Annotated in this window: 15 protein-coding genes; 5 read left to right on the top strand and 10 right to left on the bottom strand. The window is 35.7% G+C overall.

The annotated features are described in order from the left end of the window. Positions 1 to 48 precede the first annotated feature (48 nt). Together DET49_RS12235 and DET49_RS12230 are read right to left on the bottom strand one after the other, a co-directional pair. Positions 49 to 528, bottom strand: a complete 480-nt coding sequence (locus DET49_RS12235) for an Lrp/AsnC family transcriptional regulator (RefSeq protein ID WP_037314044.1) — start codon at positions 526 to 528, stop codon at positions 49 to 51. Positions 529 to 603: 75 nt separating this feature from the next. Further along, the gene (locus DET49_RS12230) at positions 604 to 1,758 is read right to left on the bottom strand and encodes a M14 metallopeptidase family protein (protein WP_133548392.1); all 1,155 of its coding nucleotides are present in this window, start codon (positions 1,756 to 1,758) and stop codon (positions 604 to 606) included. Between the two features lie 287 nt (positions 1,759 to 2,045). Here DET49_RS12230 and DET49_RS12225 point away from each other — a divergent pair, with 287 nt between their 5' ends. Together DET49_RS12225 and DET49_RS12220 are read left to right on the top strand one after the other, a co-directional pair. Beyond that, a complete protein-coding gene (locus DET49_RS12225) occupies positions 2,046 to 2,456 on the top strand; it encodes a helix-turn-helix domain-containing protein (protein WP_133548391.1) in 411 nt (136 codons plus the stop codon). A gap of 45 nt (positions 2,457 to 2,501) precedes the next feature. Further along, entirely contained in the window at positions 2,502 to 2,876 is a 375-nt protein-coding gene (locus DET49_RS12220; RefSeq protein ID WP_133548390.1) for a DNA topoisomerase IV, read from the top strand. Positions 2,877 to 2,879: 3 nt separating this feature from the next. Here the strand turns inward: DET49_RS12220 and mscL are convergent, their stop codons facing one another. The 7 genes from mscL to DET49_RS12185 form a co-directional block, all read right to left on the bottom strand. Further along, positions 2,880 to 3,335 carry a large conductance mechanosensitive channel protein MscL gene (gene mscL / locus DET49_RS12215; protein WP_133548389.1) on the bottom strand — a complete coding sequence of 152 codons (456 nt, stop codon included), beginning with the start codon at positions 3,333 to 3,335 and terminating at the stop codon, positions 2,880 to 2,882. Then, positions 3,336 to 5,984: a DNA gyrase/topoisomerase IV subunit A gene (locus tag DET49_RS12210; protein ID WP_133548388.1), complete on the bottom strand. Its 2,649-nt coding sequence runs from the start codon at positions 5,982 to 5,984 to the stop codon at positions 3,336 to 3,338. Then, positions 5,984 to 6,466, bottom strand: a complete 483-nt coding sequence (locus DET49_RS12205) for a hypothetical protein (protein ID WP_133548387.1) — start codon at positions 6,464 to 6,466, stop codon at positions 5,984 to 5,986. The genes DET49_RS12210 and DET49_RS12205 overlap by 1 nt, the downstream gene beginning before the upstream one ends. After that, positions 6,463 to 8,325, bottom strand: coding sequence for a DNA topoisomerase IV subunit B (locus DET49_RS12200; RefSeq protein WP_133548386.1), 1,863 nt, complete (start codon positions 8,323 to 8,325; stop codon positions 6,463 to 6,465). Before DET49_RS12200 ends, DET49_RS12205 begins: the two co-directional genes overlap by 4 nt. 123 nt (positions 8,326 to 8,448) lie before the next feature. Then, positions 8,449 to 8,877 carry a response regulator gene (locus tag DET49_RS12195; protein ID WP_133548385.1) on the bottom strand — a complete coding sequence of 143 codons (429 nt, stop codon included), beginning with the start codon at positions 8,875 to 8,877 and terminating at the stop codon, positions 8,449 to 8,451. Positions 8,878 to 8,993: 116 nt separating this feature from the next. After that, the gene (locus DET49_RS12190) at positions 8,994 to 13,334 is read right to left on the bottom strand and encodes a PAS domain-containing protein (protein ID WP_133548384.1); all 4,341 of its coding nucleotides are present in this window, start codon (positions 13,332 to 13,334) and stop codon (positions 8,994 to 8,996) included. Between the two features lie 323 nt (positions 13,335 to 13,657). Continuing rightward, the gene (locus DET49_RS12185) at positions 13,658 to 14,230 is read right to left on the bottom strand and encodes a T9SS type A sorting domain-containing protein (RefSeq protein ID WP_133548383.1); all 573 of its coding nucleotides are present in this window, start codon (positions 14,228 to 14,230) and stop codon (positions 13,658 to 13,660) included. Positions 14,231 to 14,459: 229 nt separating this feature from the next. Between DET49_RS12185 and DET49_RS12180 the strand changes: the two genes are divergently transcribed. Beyond that, positions 14,460 to 15,338 carry an AraC family transcriptional regulator gene (locus DET49_RS12180; protein WP_133548382.1) on the top strand — a complete coding sequence of 293 codons (879 nt, stop codon included), beginning with the start codon at positions 14,460 to 14,462 and terminating at the stop codon, positions 15,336 to 15,338. A 104-nt stretch (positions 15,339 to 15,442) separates the two neighbouring features. Here the strand turns inward: DET49_RS12180 and DET49_RS12175 are convergent, their stop codons facing one another. Next, positions 15,443 to 15,796 carry a 4Fe-4S dicluster domain-containing protein gene (locus DET49_RS12175; RefSeq protein ID WP_133548381.1) on the bottom strand — a complete coding sequence of 118 codons (354 nt, stop codon included), beginning with the start codon at positions 15,794 to 15,796 and terminating at the stop codon, positions 15,443 to 15,445. Positions 15,797 to 15,929: 133 nt separating this feature from the next. Between DET49_RS12175 and DET49_RS12170 the strand changes: the two genes are divergently transcribed. Continuing rightward, entirely contained in the window at positions 15,930 to 16,979 is a 1,050-nt protein-coding gene (locus DET49_RS12170) for an acyl-CoA reductase (RefSeq protein WP_133548380.1), read from the top strand. A gap of 51 nt (positions 16,980 to 17,030) precedes the next feature. Then, positions 17,031 to 18,095, top strand: coding sequence for a 3-phosphoserine/phosphohydroxythreonine transaminase (serC, locus tag DET49_RS12165; protein ID WP_133548379.1), 1,065 nt, complete (start codon positions 17,031 to 17,033; stop codon positions 18,093 to 18,095). Positions 18,096 to 18,097 lie beyond the last annotated feature (2 nt).

Genomic DNA, 18,097 nt, shown 5'->3' with positions numbered 1-18,097 from the left:
CTTTAAACACAGTAGCCTAAAGGGTTTTTATAATAAATTTAGGCTTGTTTACATGTCCTGAAAAATAGAGTGCATTAAACGTTTTTTATCGTTTAAGCTCTCTTCTAAAGAAATCATAGTTTCTGTTCTGTAAACTCCTTCAATATCGTCTAATTGAAAGATAACTTCCTTAGCGTGCTGAGTATTTCGTGCTCTAATTTTGCAAAACACGTTAAATTTACCTGTAGTTACGTGGGCAACAGTTACGAATGGAATTTCATTAATACGTTCCAGTACGAATTTAGTTTGCGAAGTATTCTTTAAAAATACACCAACATAGGCAATAAACGCATAACCCAATTTCTTGTAGTCAAGGGTTAAAGAGGAACCTTTTATAATTCCTGCTTCTTCCATTTTTTTAACCCTTACATGTACAGTTCCTGCCGATATTAAAAGTTTCTTCGCGATATCGGTAAATGGAGTCCTAGTATTCTCAATTAACATATCGAGAATTTGGTGATCTGTTTCGTCTAATTTAAACTTGGCCATTTTTTAAATTTCTTTATTTATATGAAATTCAAAATTAATACAAAATCCTTGAATAATTGCTAAGGTTTTTGAGAATTATTCACATTTAAACTGTAATTCTACACCATTTAAGGCGATTTTATTAACTATAACGTTTTCGGTAAGTATAGATTTGTGATTAATGGTAATTTTTTTATTCTCACAAATGATTTCTTTATGTGCAAATCTGCTAATTTTAGGAGCTATTTTTTCGATTATTGGAATAAAGACCAGTTCTTTATTTTTTACCTCTTCTTTATATTGAATGGCGATATCTACTATGCCATTTTCTGAATTAACCCCTCTTAGAATAACATCATTGAAAAGCTTTTTATTCTCTGGAATTGCCTGGTATTTATTATAATCCAAATTTTCGAAACTTTTTTCACTAATAGCTTTCAAAACAGATATTAAAGCTAAAAACACATATTTCCGGGTTTCTTCTCTCTGGTAATCCCCCGGAAAATGGCCGGCTTCAAAAAGAATCGTAGGAGTTTGGGTACTTTGAAAAGTATCTCCTGTACAATTAATATTAAATCCATCATCATACCTGCCTATTCTATTGGGTAACAAATCGGAAAGATCATCGACAATTTTTGCAATAAGCTGCATACTTTTAATCCTGGAAGGAAAAATTCGTCGTTCCTTATCCATAGAAGGCGTTAAAAAAGAGAGCACTGCAGGATCTGGCTTATTGCCGACACTAAAAATAGTGCGCTGGTCGTGGAGGTTTAAACAGAAGTCAGGTTTAAATTTTTCAAAAACTTTTCGAAGAATCCTACTTTCGGGCTGACTTAAATCCTGGGCATCTCGGTTTAGATCAACCTTATTGGAATTAACACGGGTATACGCCTGAGCGCCATCAGGATTCAACATGGGGAGAATATAGAAACTACATTTCTCCAACAGCGATATCACAAAAGCTTCTTTTTTGTATTTATAAATATAATTAAGCAGGTCAAAAATAGCTTTTGTAGTGGTAGATTCATTTCCGTGCATTTGGGACCAGGCAAGAATTCTAATTTTTCCACTGCCGAATTGAATCCCATCGATAGGCTTTCCCAAAACCGATTCTCCAATTTCTTCCAAAAGGAATTCATCTCCCAATTTTTTGAGTAAAATTTGGATATCAGCATATCGAACATACCTTCCGGAAACTCCCTCTTCTTTAAACAAATTATAGTCCTGCAAAAGTTGTTTGTATAATGTCATTTTTTTCATGTTTACAAAAGTAAACAATACAAAATTCACAATTGTAAACGATTAAATTAACTTTTATTAGTTACATCTGTAAACACTAATTGATTTCAAAATGCCAGAGACATGGAATTTCTCCAACTGAATTATATTTTACATATAATATTCTTATTTTTAGTTTTTTAAACTCGTTCAATTAAAGTATAAGTTTACCCTGTTTGATTTAATTACAATTGTAATTTGCAGGCTACAATAGGTTTGATTACATTTGTAAATAACAATTCACTACAGTATTATTTACAATGGTAAACACCGAGGATTTTTCTAAACGCTTGCATAAAATCCTCGAATTTTATGAATTATCGGCTGCAGGTTTTGCTGATAAAATTGAAGTTGGACGATCTTCTATTTCGCATATTTTATCGGGCAGAAACAAGCCTAGTTTGGATTTTGTAATGAAGGTTATAAAGTCATTTCCCGAAGTGGAATTATATTGGCTATTAAATGGAAAAGGAAGCTTTCCTCCTTCTGGTAAACCTATCGCTCCCCAGGAAGCTATAAAGGACACCTCATCCACTTTAAACCACCAAGAAAATAGTAGTCCAGAGAAAAATGAAATGCCATTTTCTTTTAGCAAATCCGGAAAAAGCAAACCTATTAGAAAAATTGTGATTTTTTACCAAGATGGTACTTTTGAAGCCTTTGAAAATTGAAAGTCCCGTTATAAATGACTTATTTTGCAGTTCAAAAGAAATGTCATGAAGAAACTTTTAGTGTTCTGTAGTCTTGTTTTTATATTTTCCGGCTGCTTTCAACCGGAAAGAAATTGCATCGATTATAAAACTGGAACATTCGAATATAAAACCTATTTAAACGGTGAATTAGCCACTTCTACTTTTATAAGAAACGATTCTATAGAAATAGATAAATTCCAGGGGAAATCTGATACTTCTTCAGTCAGATGGATAAATGATTGCGAATACATTCTGAGAAATTTAAATCCCAATAGCATGGCGGAAGAAAAGCCGATACATATAAAAATACTTACTACAAATAAAGATGGTTATACCTTTGAGTACGGGATTGTGGGGCAGGATAAAAAACAACGCGGTTCGGTTAATCGCGTTAGATAAAAATTATTTCCGTTCTGAAAAATTTCTTTTGAGCAGAAGATTTTGCTCTTCCATAAGATGATTCATTTTGGCTAAAAGCTCTATATCTTTGGGAGTAACCTCCCGTTTATCTTCTGGATTTTCAGCCTTCTTTCTAAAGCGATTCATAAATCTTACCACTACGAAAATTGTAAGACCAATAATTAAAAAATCCAACAGGGACTCTATTAAAGCTCCATAACCTACAGCGACTTCTTCGATAACCAAGTCACCTTCAGCGCTGGCAACGCTATCCCTAAGAATCCACTTTTTATTCGCGAAGTCAATGCCGTTAGTCATTAAACTCAGGGGGGGCATCACCACTTGTTGGACCAGAGTATTAACGACTGAATTAAAAGCCGTGCCGATTATAATTCCCACGGCCATATCTACCATATTTCCTTTAATGGCAAATTCCTTAAACTCTTGTAATATGCTCATTTACTCATCAAATAACTTAGTCTGACTTTGGGACGAATTATCGGAATCTTCTTTTTTCCGAACGATATTAAGCGTGTTTTTTTCTTCAGAAACGGATTCTTCTTCTACAACTTCAAGATCTTCAGCATGAATTTCCTTCTCCTCTTCATAAGGTAAAGGCTCTAAAGGATTTATCTGTTTTACCTTATCTGTAGTTAACTGGTTTCCAAGAGCCTTAATCCCTTTCACCGAAATAAATTCTTCAATATTAATTTCTTCATTCGGGCGCTGTTCTTTACCGCGCGGTTTGGAGAAAACGATTTCCGCCTGAGGGTAATAATCGGTAGATACTAATTCTAAATAAGAGTTCTGGTGTTCACTAATAAATTTCTCCTCCCTTTCCGGGTTTTCGATTAAAAACCGCTTTACATAGAAACGCTCTTTTTCAGGTTCCCAGTAAATTGCTGAGATTGGTTTTTTGGGCATCCATTTTTCAAGGACGACCATTTCTTCATCAAAACGAGTAGTGAGCTCAGGAATAATGGTTTTTGCAATTCCGTCCTGGGTAATTATTAAAATACGATCGTCACCTCTGAATTCACCAAGAAGTTCTCCGCGTTCATCTACGTTCAACCTTTTAACTGTCTCATCAAACCAGATTCTCCTAGGCTTTAAAGTTGAAACGCCTTCTTCTTTTAATTCTACTCGTTTTACGGCATATTTTGTAACAATATTTCCTTTTACATTTCTACCTTTAATAAGCATATCAGCGAAATCAACATCAAATTTCAATTTTTTGATGCTTCCTACCTGTCTAAGGAAAATGGTTACTACTTCGGCCTCCCCATTAGGGTTTGCTGAAAAATAATGTACTTTAGAATCTTTTTTTCCTTGAGACAGATCATATTCCCTGTCCCGGGTAACCGAGGTTACTGAAAATCGTTTTATATATGATGCTCCATTTTTTCCGTCACGATAAATCATATTATAAATAGTACGTTTATCCTTTTTCTTAAAAATGGCAACGTGAATTATATCTTTTCCAATGAAGGTCTTGCTATCTACTTTGGTAACCATCATTTTTCCATCAGCAGTAAAACAGATTATATCATCTATATCACTGCAATCGGTAACATATTCGTCTTTTTTAAGTGCTGTACCGATAAATCCTTCTTTTCTATTTACATAAAGCTTGGAATTTCTAATCACAACTTTGGTGGCTTCGATATCGTCAAATATGCGCAATTCGGTTTTCCGGTCTCTATCTCGTCCATAATCATTTTTAAGTTTCGTGAAATATGCAACTGCATAATCCACCAAATGATCTAGGTGATGTTTCACCTTTGCGATTTCATCTTCCAGAGATTCAATTTTTTGCTGTGCCTTATCTAAATCAAATTTCGAAATTCTTTTGATCCTAATTTCCGTAAGCCTTGAAATATCATCCCTAGTTACGGCCCGCCTTAAGTGTTTTATATGCGGCTTTAATCCTTCATCTATAGCATTGATGACACCATCCCAGGTTTCTTCTTCCTCAATTTCACGATAGATTCGTTTTTCAATAAAAATTCGCTCTAATGACGAAAAATGCCATTGTTCCTCAAGTTCCTCAAGGGTAATCTCTAATTCTCTCTTCAGCAAATGAAGGGTATGGTCCGTAGAGGTTCTTAATATTTCTGAAACTCCCAGAAAAATAGGTTTGTTATCTATAATTACACACCCCAGTGGTGCTATAGAATTCTCGCAATAGGTAAAAGCATAAAGCGCATCTATAGTTCTGTCCGGTGAAATGTTACTAGGTAAATGGATAAGAATTTCTACCTCGGCAGCAGTATTATCCTCAATTTTCTTGACTTTGATCTTACCTTTATCATTCGCCTTTAAAATGGAATCGATTAAGGTAGTAGTTGTAGTTCCATAGGGGATTTCCGTAATAGTCAAGGTGTTTTTATCGTATTGACTAATTTTTGCCCGTACTCTTACGCGACCACCCCGTTTCCCGTCGTTATAATTGGAAATATCAGCAATTCCGCCGGTTGGAAAATCTGGGAATATCGTAAATTTCTTCCCTTTTAAATGTTTTATGGAAGCATCTATAAGTTCATTGAAGTTATGCGGAAGCACTCGGGTGCTCAAGCCCACCGCAATTCCTTCTGCTCCCTGGGCCAGCAACATGGGAAATTTCACCGGTAAATTAACGGGTTCTTTCTTTCTACCGTCATAAGAAAGTTGCCATTCGGTCAACTTTGGGTTAAAAAGAACTTCCAGGGCAAATTTAGATAAACGGGCTTCAATATATCTTGGTGCTGCGGATCGATCTCCGGTTAAAATATTACCCCAGTTCCCCTGGGTATCAATAAGGATATCTTTCTGGCCGATTTGTACCATAGCATCACCAATACTAGCATCCCCGTGTGGGTGATATTGCATAGTATGTCCGACAATATTGGCCACTTTATTGTAACGTCCATCGTCAAGATCTTTCATAGAATGCATGATACGGCGTTGCACAGGTTTAAACCCGTCCTCCATGGCTGGTACCGCACGTTCGAGAATCACATAAGATGCATAATCAAGAAACCAGTCCTTGTACATCCCGGTTACCTTTATAAGCTCTTCTTTAGGCTGCTCTAAATGTTCTTCATTAGCTTCTTCGTGGTTTTCTTCCATTAAGCTGTACTTTTTTGATTGTCTACTATTTTCTGCATCGAAGCTATCATGCCACGCTTCTTTTTACGGTTGAGAAAAGTAGTGTTAAAGGTATATTTTTTAAAACCGCGTCTTCTGCTTGAACTTATATAAATTGTTACGGAAGCATAGAAATAGTAATCGCTCACCCTAAATTTTCCAAGTTTTCTTTTGGGAAATTCGGCCTTTTTTACGCGGTATTCCATGAATTTTGAAAAGAATACGCCGTTATTTTTAAGGTTTAAAGTTTCGCCATCACTATCAAAATCAAAACTCTGCCCTATTCTATGCACATAAAAACCAAGAAAAAGAACTACTATATTGGGAAGATAATGACTAAACCTAACCGGTTCATCACTACTCATCAGCTCTATATTTACAAAAATATTAGTCACGAAAATCGCCACCAAAACAATGTAAATCGAGGGAACTATTTTCACTTCATTCTTATTGGTGAATCTCATAAGCCTAACTCTTCGATAAGATCAAGTTCAACTTTAAGATTATCAATAATAAATTCCTGCCTATCCGGGGTATTCTTACCCATATAGAAATTAAGCATTTCCTCGATAGACTTCTCCTTATCGAGCATTACTGGATCCAGGCGAATATTATCGCCGATAAAATGCTTGAATTCATCGGGAGAAATTTCACCCAAACCCTTAAATCGGGTAATTTCGGCTTTGCCGGATAGTTTATTTACCGCATTTTTTCTTTCGGTTTCGCTATAACAATAAATAGTTTCTTTTTTATTGCGAACCCTAAATAATGGTGTTTGCAAAATGTACAAATGATTTTCCTTGATCAATTCAGGGAAAAACTGAAGGAAAAAGGTGATAAGTAATAACCTGATGTGCATTCCATCCACATCAGCATCAGTAGCAATTACAATATTATTATATCTTAGATCTTCTAAAGATTCTTCTATATTCAGGGCTGCTTGCAGTAAATTGAATTCCTCATTTTCATATACAATTTTCTTGCTTAAGCCATAACTGTTTAAAGGTTTCCCTTTTAAGCTGAATACCGCCTGGGTATTCACATCTCGAGATTTGGTAATAGAACCACTGGCCGAATCGCCCTCGGTAATAAACAAGGTGGTCTCCAGATAGCGCTCTTTTTTGCTGTCCCCGAGATGAATACGGCAGTCCCGCAATTTTTTATTATGCAAGCTGGCTTTTTTCGCACGGTCCTTTGCAAGTTTCCTAATTCCAGATAGGTCTTTGCGCTCCCTTTCAGCCTGTAATATTTTTCGTTGTAGTCTATCGGCTGTCTCCTGATTTTTATGCAGGTAATTATCCAGTTGTGTTTTTAAAAAGTCATTAATATGAGTCCGCACAGTTGGCATATCCCCACCCATATCGGTAGAACCCAGCTTTGTCTTGGTCTGACTTTCAAAAACCGGCTCCATTACCTTAATACTGATCGCTGATACTATAGATTTGCGAATATCGCTAGCATCATAGTTTTTTCCGTAAAACTCACGGACTGTCTTTACAACTGCTTCTCTAAAAGCGGCTAGATGTGTCCCCCCTTGAGAGGTGTTCTGACCATTAACAAAAGAGTGATATTCTTCGCTATACTGAGCTTTACTATGAGTTATAGCAACTTCAATATCATCTCCCCGCATATGAATGATATCATATAATCGCTCATCTTCCGGAATACTATCTTTTAAAAGATCTTTAAGTCCGTTTTCTGAATAAAATTTCTCCCCGTTAAAAATTATGGTTAATCCAGGATTCAGATAAACATAATTTTTGAGCATTTTCTCTATGTACTCATTCCGGAATTTAAAATTTTTAAAGATAACCTCATCGGGCACAAAGGTTACTTTGGTACCTCGGCGACGGGAAGTTTCATCCAGATGTTCCTCCTCTTTTAGTTCACCTTGTTCAAATTCGGCAGCGTGAGATTTACCATCCCTGGAAGATTCTACCCTAAAATAGGAAGAAAGGGCATTTACGGCTTTAGTTCCAACCCCGTTGAGCCCAACGGACTTCTTAAAGGCACGTGAATCATATTTTCCCCCGGTGTTCATTTTAGATACTACATCCACTACTTTCCCTAAGGGAATTCCTCGACCATAATCCCGAACTATAACTCGCTGGTTTTGAACTGAAATTTCTATGGTTTTCCCAGAGCCCATGACAAATTCATCGATACTGTTATCCAGCACCTCCTTAAGGAGAATATAAATCCCGTCATCAGCACTTGAACCGTCCCCAAGTTTTCCAATGTACATCCCCGGACGCATTCTAATATGTTCCTTCCAGTCTAAAGACCGTATGTTATCTTCGGTATACTTGGTTTCCTGGCTCATAAGTAATTCATGGAGTTGTAGCGCTAATATAAGGCTTAGGGTAAAAAGTTAAAACAAAGCATTGATATTTTAATTAACAAAGATTTAAAATTTCTTGTTAATTACATTTTTTCAGAAAAATAGTTATTCCTTAGGAAGCTTTACCAAATTGACCCAAAATTCTTCAATTTGGTTAACTGCTTTGATAAAATCACCAACTTCAATGGGTTTTGTAATATAGCAATTCGCATAATTTTGATAGGAGCTTTTTATATCCTCCTGAGAAGAGGAAGTCGTAAGCATAATCACTGGGATTGTCTTCAGACCTTTATGCTGTTTTATATATTTGAGCACTTCATGGCCATTCATTTTTGGAAGATTTACATCCAGTAAAATTAGATCTGGTCTATGTTCCTTTTTAAATTCTTCTTTCTTATTAAGAAAATTGATGGCTTCTTTTCCATCTCTTACCACACTTAACTTATTCAGAATTTTGCCTTCTTCCAGGGCTTCTCTGGTAAGCAGTATATCTCCTTCGTTATCTTCAACTAAAAGTATGTGAATAGATTCCATGATTAAAAAAGTTCGTTAAATATTTCAGTATAAAATATACGAATAATAAGCATATTAACAGCGATTAGGTCTACTTTTTCAGCATGACAGGAGCCATTGTAAGTGTAAGAAAAATATTACAATTTCGCAATGTTTTTTGAAATGGTAAAATGAAAAGTACTTCCTTCTCCCTCGAGTGATTCTAACCAAATTTTGCCACCCAGATTTTCAATGATTTTTTTAGTAACTGCTAACCCCATTCCAGTTCCCGAATATTCCTCCCGACGATGTAAACGTTGAAAGATAACAAATATGCGGTCAAAATATTCTTCAGCTATTCCTATGCCATTGTCTTTAATACTAAACTCCCAAAAATCTTGAATCTCTTTAAATTCTATAGCAATTTCTGGATGAACATCTTCTTTACTGTATTTTATTGCATTGCTTATAAGATTTTGAAATACTTGCCGAATTGGACTTTTAGGAGCCTTTATGACCGGTAAATTTCCACTTATAATCCTCACATTGCGTTCTTCAATTCTTTTTCGGTATAAATGTTTTATTTCCTCCAAAATTTCATTTAAGGCCAGCTCTTCTAGTTTGTCTTCCGTTCTGCCCACCCTGGAAAACTCTAGAAGATCAAGAATAATTTGACGCATTCTTTTAGCTCCATCTACAGCAAAATCAATGTATAACAAAGCTTTCTCATCTAAAACTTCTGCATATTTTTTTTCCAGTTGGGTAAGAAAACTTGTGACCATACGTAGCGGCTCTTGAAGGTCGTGGGAAGCAACATAAGCAAACTGCTCTAATTCGGCATTGGAAATAACCAGTTCTTTGGCTCTTTTCTTTAAATCTTCATTTAATTTAGTAAGAGAAATCTCGTACTGTTTTTTTCGGCTAATATCTTGCATTGCCCCTACCATTCTAACTGCTTTTCCTTTTTTATCGCGAACTACAAAACCTCTATCAAAAATATCTAAATACTCCCCGTGTACATTTCTATATTTATATTCTTCTTCCCAAATAGTATCACCACTCTCAATAACATCCAGAAAACTCTTTATAGTTCGCCTTAGATCATCAGGATGAATATTCTCATAGCGGGGAGACAAATCGGGTTTAATTTTTTCTAAATTATAACCAAATAAAGTTTCGAAACCGCCCCCCCAAAATACAGTCCCCTGTTCAATATCATAATCCCAGATAGCATCTGAAGTGGCTTTGGTGACATAGCGATATCTTTCATTGGCACTCTTCAGCTCTTTTTCGTAGGCTTTTAAATCGGTAATATCACGTAAAACTCCGATCATTCTTAAGGGTTCTCCTGTATCATTTCTAATGATATACCCGTTTTCTATTATATCAAGATAAGTGCCATTATTTTTTCTAAAAAGGTATTCCGAACTCCATTTATTCTTGCTTTTATCCTCTAAACTTTTCTCCAGACTTTTATTGACTTCGTTTATATTATCGTGATGAATTCTTTCACTCCATTTCTCAAGGGGGAATTTGCCATTCTCTCTATCCAGGTCAAGCATTTTATAGAATCCATCCCCCCATTTCAATTCGTTATTTACTACGTCCCAGTCATAAATTGCATCTTCGGTAGCTTTGTTTACAAATTCATATCGTTGGTTGCTGCGTTTTAAAGCCAGTTCGTTAAGTTGAAATTCAATGATTAACTGCAATAAACCAACCGATCTTTTAATACCTCTTTGCTCTTGCTTTTCTTCTGAGAAAGGATCGCTTTTATAGAAAACCGTAAAAACTCCCAACCTCTGGCTTTTTGAATCTACAATTGGATAGGAATAACAGGAATCAATTTCATTTTTTATGGCTATCGATTTTAATTCTGAATTATCAGCGGTATCAATTTTTAATATTTTGTGTTCTTTCTGATGAAAGAAAAAACAAGCATTGTCTTTTTCCTGAAGGGCATGCCCTTCCAATAATTTTGTTAAATTTTCAGGTAGCGCTCCTGCGGCCCATTTGTATAATTTTTCATGCTCCAGTTTGTGAATAATGAAATAAGCATTGGGATTTATATTTTCCAGATTTTCGACATAAAAATTCAGGATTTTAGTCAACCTGGAATCTTTTTTGAAATTCATTTCCAATACCTTGCGCTCAAGGTTTTCCAATTCCTGAAACCGCTTTTTATCGGTAATGTCCCGGGCATTGGATACGATACCTTTTACTGCTGGGTCATCTAAAAGATTGGTTACTGTTGTTTCCAACCAGCGCCATCCCCCGTTTTTATGCTTAAACCTAAAGGCGCTGATTTGTACTCTTTTTTGTCTGCTTATCTCTTCAAATTTTTTCTGAACTTTTCCAATATCCCTGGGATGAATAAATTCAAATGCATTTCGATTCTTAAAATCTTCCGGGGTATAGCCTAATACAGAAATTGAGGTAGGACTAGCATACATATAGTCACCACTTTCATCTAAGAGAGCAATAAGGTCTCCTCCCTCCTGCACTAAACCTTTAAAACGCTGTTCACTTAGTTGAAGCTGCTCCTCGGTGTGTTTTCTTTTAGAAATATCAGTCATAATACCTCTTAACCACCGCGGTTTTCCATTTTCTTTGACTACCGAAACCATATCGCTTATCCAGATGTAACTACCATCAGCTCTTTGCATTCGATACTCAAAACTATGGTTCTTTCCTTTCTCCACCTGACTCATACAAAAATTAATAGCGTACGCTCGGTCTTCAGGGTGAATATGATTTTCCCAAAATTTAGGTTTATTGTACCAATCTTTAGGTTTAATTCCTAAAAGAATGGAAGCTTGCTCGCTAACGAAAGTAAACTCAAAAGTTTCCACATTTAATTCCCAGAAAACTCCTTCTATACTTTCTATGAGTACTTCATATTGCTCCTTTATTTTATTTAATGCGAGTTCAGCCTCTTTTTTTTCTGAAATATCTATCCCAATACACTGAATTTCTGTAGGATTTCCTTCCGCATCACTTAAAGCTGTAAAGTCCCAAACCGTTGTGCGAACCTCCCCATCACGTTTAGGTTTTCCAATTTCTATTTGAAAAGTTTCATCTGGGTTTTCAAGACATTTAAATGCTGTTTCCTCTACTTTAGACCGGTCTTTCTCAATTACTGCAATCATACAGGTCTCACCAATTAATCCTTCTCTCTGATGAATCCAACCAAAATCTTCCTCAAATTTATTATTATAATACGTGTAATTTCCTTCTATATCTGTTCTAATCACATAATTGGTTTGGGATTCCAGTAAACCACGCTGACGGGCTTCATTCAACTCCAACAATTCATAAGCAAGTTTCTCTTCGGTAACATCCAAAATTATAGCATCCCAAATAATGCTGCCGTCTGAGCCTTTTTGAGGAGAACCAAACCCCCTATTCCATCTAATCCCCTTTTCCGGATGTTTTATACGCCATTCATTCGTCCATAAACATAAATTACGGGCTGAATTACGAATACTCTCATTATGCGCCTCCACATCTTCTTCATAATAAATCTCCCAAACTCGTGCATTATTACTCGCTGCTTCCTCGGGAGCAATACCCCAAACATCCCTGGCGCCTTCACTGATATACATCAATTGATCTTCTCCATTAGGTTTAAGTTTATATCTAAAAACAACTCCAGGAATATTATCGTTAATATTTTCAAGCCTTATCTCGGCTAGTTTACGGGTGGTAATATCCTGGGTGGCACCAAAAACACGTATACACTTACCGTTTTTAAATTCAGCTTTACCAGTTGCTCTTATCCATTTTTCATTTCTATTCGCGGTAACAATTTCAAGTTCGAGGTCAAAACCTCCCCCCGTTTTAATCGCATTTGCAATAACCTCTCTGATGGTGCTTTTGTCCTTATCAGTTTTATAAAAATCAATAGCTGTCTCAAGAGATGGAATAAAATTTTGTGGTACTTCGTGTATTTTCTTTAATGTTCCGGACCAAAAAAGCGTGTTTTTTTCCAAATCTAGTTCCCAGCTACCTATTTTAGCGATTTCCTGGGTTTGCTCTAATACTCTTTCGCTTTTCTTCAACCTCCTTAATGAAGCTATTTCTTTTTCTTTTGTTCTAATAATATGGGTAATATCACGAACGCGATGCAAGATAAATTCAGTTTCACCAATAGCATTATTAACAGGAATATTATCTACTTCCCAAAATCTTTCGATTAAAATGCCTGTTTTTGGATCGGTAATATCATATCTAAGCTCTGGTATATGGTGCGGTTTACCCAATTCTAATGTTTTTTCCAAAGCATCTGAAAGGGTATCGATATATGCTTTATCTCCGGTTCGACTATCCAGGGCTTCCAGGAAACTATTCCCTAAAAGTTGCTCGCTTGTCAGAAGGAAACTTTCCTCAAAAGCCCGGTTTACCTTAGCTATGGTAAATCTTGGAGCATCTGGTTTTAATAATAAACAGTTGTCAGGAAAAGATTGAAAAACTTCCTTTAATTGCGCGGGGGTAATCATTATTAATTAAAATTATGGAGTTTTAACAAATGAAAACTCTGTTTTGCCTTTGAAAATACTTAAAATCTATGATATAGGTTGATAAGCCGGTAGAAAAAAACCGAAGTGCTCTACTCCGGTTTTAAAAATACTCCTTTAATTAACTCTAATTATCGAGCTTTAAACTTTGGCCTCGTCCCTGTTTATATCAGTTCAAAGAATCTGGCGACTTCTATATAATTATTTTCGATAACCTCCTGGCTTTTAAAGCCATCATTAATGTTGCATAACCTTTCTTTGATAATAATTAGACCGTTTATATTCTATGGTTCTAATGAAGCTAATTAAATAGAAAGCTTTTCAATAAAAACCTCACCGGAAACACGTAATCTAAAAGTGTACTGACCCTTTGGCATATTGGAAAAGTCAAATGTTTTATTCATAGTATATGCCTTATCTTTAACCTCTCCAACCAGTTCACCTTTAGCATCGTATACGCTAAGGCTCGCAAATGTTTTTGCTGGATTGGTTAAAAAGAATTTAACCTGATCAGCCTCAATCTTATAAATCGGTTTGAATACTACCGCGGGAGTTTTCTTTTCTATCATTATACCCTTTGACGTCTTATTAATTACCGTAGTATAAACTCCATATAGGTCCTCAGCGTGGAGAAAATATGTCCCTTTAGGAATACGGGTAAAATCTATTTGCTTTTTATAGTTTCCTTCCAGGACCGGACTATCTTTGAACAGAGTGAATCCGGAAGCATCTTCTAAACTTATCGTTTTTACCTGATCTAGTTCCACAATTAATGTTTGAGCTTCATCTACACTAACTTCCACACGATCAGCCGCATATAGACTAATTCCTGTTACCAAGGCAACTAATAATAATGAATTTTTCAATACTTTTTCCATAATAATGATTTTTAAATGTTAATACATCCTTTTTACATTTACAAAGATATGTCTGAAAACTCCTTCTGAAAAGTACTGAATAAACAAGAAAATGTCCTATATTAACCTTTACAATTATTTAATATTCAATAATTGTTTATATAGCATATTTTTTAGTTAATTTCGTAAAGGAATACTGTTTTATTTTTACTTTATTTCTAAGTTATATAAAGGTTAATTTATTATGAATATGATAAAATCAAGTAAGCCCTCTTTTGAAAAAGTTGATCCCAGTTTTGGCAGTTCCTTTTCATTCAAGAGTTTTAACCAAAAACATCAGAATAAAAACCATACATTCTGGCACTATCACCCCGAAATTGAACTGGTGTATGTAAATGATGGGTCAGGGAAAAGGCAGATTGGGAGTCACGTCTCTTATTATCAACACGGAGACCTTATTTTAATAGGTGCTAACTTACCGCATTGCGGATTCACAGATAGCTTAACCGATCACGATAAGGAAACCGTGATTCAGTTTAGTGCAGATTTCCTCGGAAAAAATTTCTGGGAAATCCCGGAAATGAAAAATGTAAGGGTGCTATTGGAACGGGCTAAAAATGGAATTGTTTTTCACGGGGAAGACAAAGAGATAATTGGAAGAAAAATAGAGGCCTTAAATTCCCTGACTAATTACAAAAGATTACTAGGATTACTTGAAGTCCTCAATATGCTAGAAAATGCCAAAGATTTTACACTCTTAAATGCGGAAGGCTTTGTATTGGATACGGCATTGGGAGACAACAATAGAATTAACGTGATCTTTAATTTTGTCAAAAATGAATTTAAAAGAAATATCGCTCTGGAAGAAATTGCTGATTTGGTCAGTATGACTGTACCTGCATTCTGCCGGTATTTTAAAAAAACCACCGGAAAAACCTTTATTCAATTCGTAAATGAATACCGTCTTGTACACGCTGCAAAATTATTGCACGAAAAACAAATAAGTATCAACGATGTGTGCTTTGAAAGTGGCTTTAATAATTTCAGTCATTTTAATAAGCAGTTCAAAAAATTTACCGGAAAATCGCCTTCAATCTATAGAAATGAAATAAAATTTTCTGTTTCTTAGGTACCTAAAAAATAGCCTATAAAAATTATCAGTATTAGCATTGAAACGCAAAAATCCTGATTCATAAGAAACAGGATTTTTAATATTTAAAGTCCGAATAGTACCTATTCGTTCTCGTGCATGAATTTCTGCTTGGTGAGTAATTCTTCTTCAGTTTCCACGTGCTCATCATCGGGTACACAACAATCCACCGGACAAACCGCAGCACACTGTGGTTCTTCATGAAATCCTTTGCATTCGGTACACTTATCGGGTACAATATAATAGATCTCATCACTTATAGGTTCCTGCGCCTCATTGGCATTGGCTTCTTTGCCATTTGGTAAAACCACATTGCCTTCAAGGTCAGTACCATCCGCATAACGCCAGTCGTCTGCACCTTCATAAATCGCTGTATTAGGGCACTCGGGCTCACAAGCTCCGCAGTTTATGCATTCATCTGTTATAACAATTGCCATATCTTTTTTGTTTGTAATTTAATTAAGTTAAAACTTGGTAGTATTTCCCTTCCTTTTTTAGGAGTTTGACCGCTTAAGTTTTAATTTCGCGATACAAATTTAAAGCCATTGGCTATCATAACCAAATAAGGAAATGACAATCGAAGAAAGAAAATCATATTTTGTTCAACTGGGAAAATTCCTGGGCCTTTTTAGGGATGACATTAATGATTCAGTAACAATAACACCCCAAGACAAAAGATATTATAATAATCTGAACGATAAAATCGACCAGTCTATTCATTATAATGGTTGGTTTACCAGGGAAAATGTCATTTATGCTCTTCAACAGTGGAGCAAAGCGTTAACAAAAAGCAATTTGGATCAATGGCTGACACCCTATGAATTTGATAAAACAACGCAAAAAACCGTGGCCATAATTATGGCTGGAAATATACCGCTTGTTGGTTTTCATGATTTTCTTTCGGTTTTAATTTCAGGGCATAAAGTATTGGTAAAACAATCTTCTAACGACAAAGAATTATTGCCGGTAATTGTAGACTTCTTAATAAAAATTGCGCCGGAATTTGAAGATCGCATAAAATTCACCCAAGACAAACTCTCGGGTTTTGAAGCAATTATTGCTACAGGAAGCAACAATACCGCAAGATATTTCGAATATTATTTCTCAGAAAAACCAAATATCATACGAAAAAATAGAAACTCAGTTGCTATTCTCAATGGAAAAGAAAGTAAAGAAGAACTCGAAGCCCTTGGTGAAGACGTTTTTAGATATTTCGGATTGGGCTGTCGTAATGTTTCTAAATTATATGTTCCCATGGAATATGATTTTGACAATTTCTTTAAAGCGATGTATCCTTGGAAAACCTTATTGAATTCAGCTAAATATGCTAATAATTACGATTATAATAAGGCGGTGTATTTAATGAGTGAATTCAAATTACTGGAAAACGGATTTCTCATCCTAAAGAAAGACGAAAGTTTCGGCTCTCCTATTGCTACCTTATTTTATGATGAATATGAAAGTGATAAGGATTTACAGGAAAAGCTTCTGAGAAATAAAGAAAACCTCCAATGCGTTGTAGGTAATGATTTTGACGTTAATTTTGGTCACACCCAAAAACCCAAATTATGGGATTATGCAGATGGTGTAGACACTTTGAAATTTTTAGAAAACCTTTAAATAAAGATTCTCCTGGTAAACCCTGAGAAATTAACAACTAATAAACCAACTATGAAAAAACATAATTACAGCGCTGGTCCGTGTATTCTACCGCAAGAAGTTTTTAAAGAAGCCGCTCAGGGAATCTTAGATTACCAGGCTTCAGGATTATCTATTTTGGAAATTTCACATCGCAGCACTGCTTTTGTAGAGGTGATGGAAGAAGCTCGAAGCCTTTCCCTGGAACTTCTAGGGCTTGAAAATAAAGGTTACAAGTCATTATTCTTACAGGGAGGCGCAAGTTTACAGTTTTTAATGACCGCTTATAATTTATTAAATAAAAAAGCGGCTTATCTAAATACCGGAACCTGGTCTTCAAAAGCAATAAAGGAAGCTAAACTTTTTGGGGAAATTGATGAAGTAGCTTCTTCTAAAGACAAAAATTTCAATTATATTCCAAAGAACTATCAAATTCCCAGGGATGTAGATTACTTTCACTGTACAAGTAACAACACGATTTTCGGAACTCAGATTAAAAACTTCCCTGAAGTTGACGCCCCCCTGGTTTGCGATATGAGCAGCGATATCTTTTCCCGGCAACTGGATTTCTCTAAATTCGATCTTATTTATGCCGGAGCCCAAAAGAATATGGGACCTGCGGGAACTACCCTAGTTGTTATCAAAGAAGATATTTTAGGTAAAGTAGAGCGGGAGATTCCTTCCATGTTAAACTACAAAATACACCTGGAAAAGGACAGTATGTTTAATACCCCGGCGGTATATGCGGTTTATGTGTCACTTTTAACCCTGAGGTGGATTAAAAACCATGGCGGAATAAAAGCGATGGAAAAACGCAATGCTGAAAAATCCAACCTACTATATAGTGAAATAGACCGAAACTCTCTATTTAAAGGCTTTGCTCAAGTGGAGGATCGTTCCGCTATGAATGCCACCTTCAACCTTACAGACAATAGTAAAAAAGAAGCTTTCGATAAACTTTGGAAAGATGCGGGCATTAACGGACTTAACGGCCACCGAAGCGTTGGAGGCTACCGCGCCTCAATGTATAATGCCCTGGAGCTAGAAAGCGTAAAAGTTCTAGTAAAGGCGATGCAACAACTCGAACAACAGTCATAAAT

This window comes from Salegentibacter sp. 24, from assembly GCF_004362395.1.
In the GTDB taxonomy this organism is placed as follows: domain Bacteria; phylum Bacteroidota; class Bacteroidia; order Flavobacteriales; family Flavobacteriaceae; genus Salegentibacter.
Note: the sequence above shows the minus strand (reverse complement) of the source record. Positions and strands in the feature narration are given on the sequence as shown.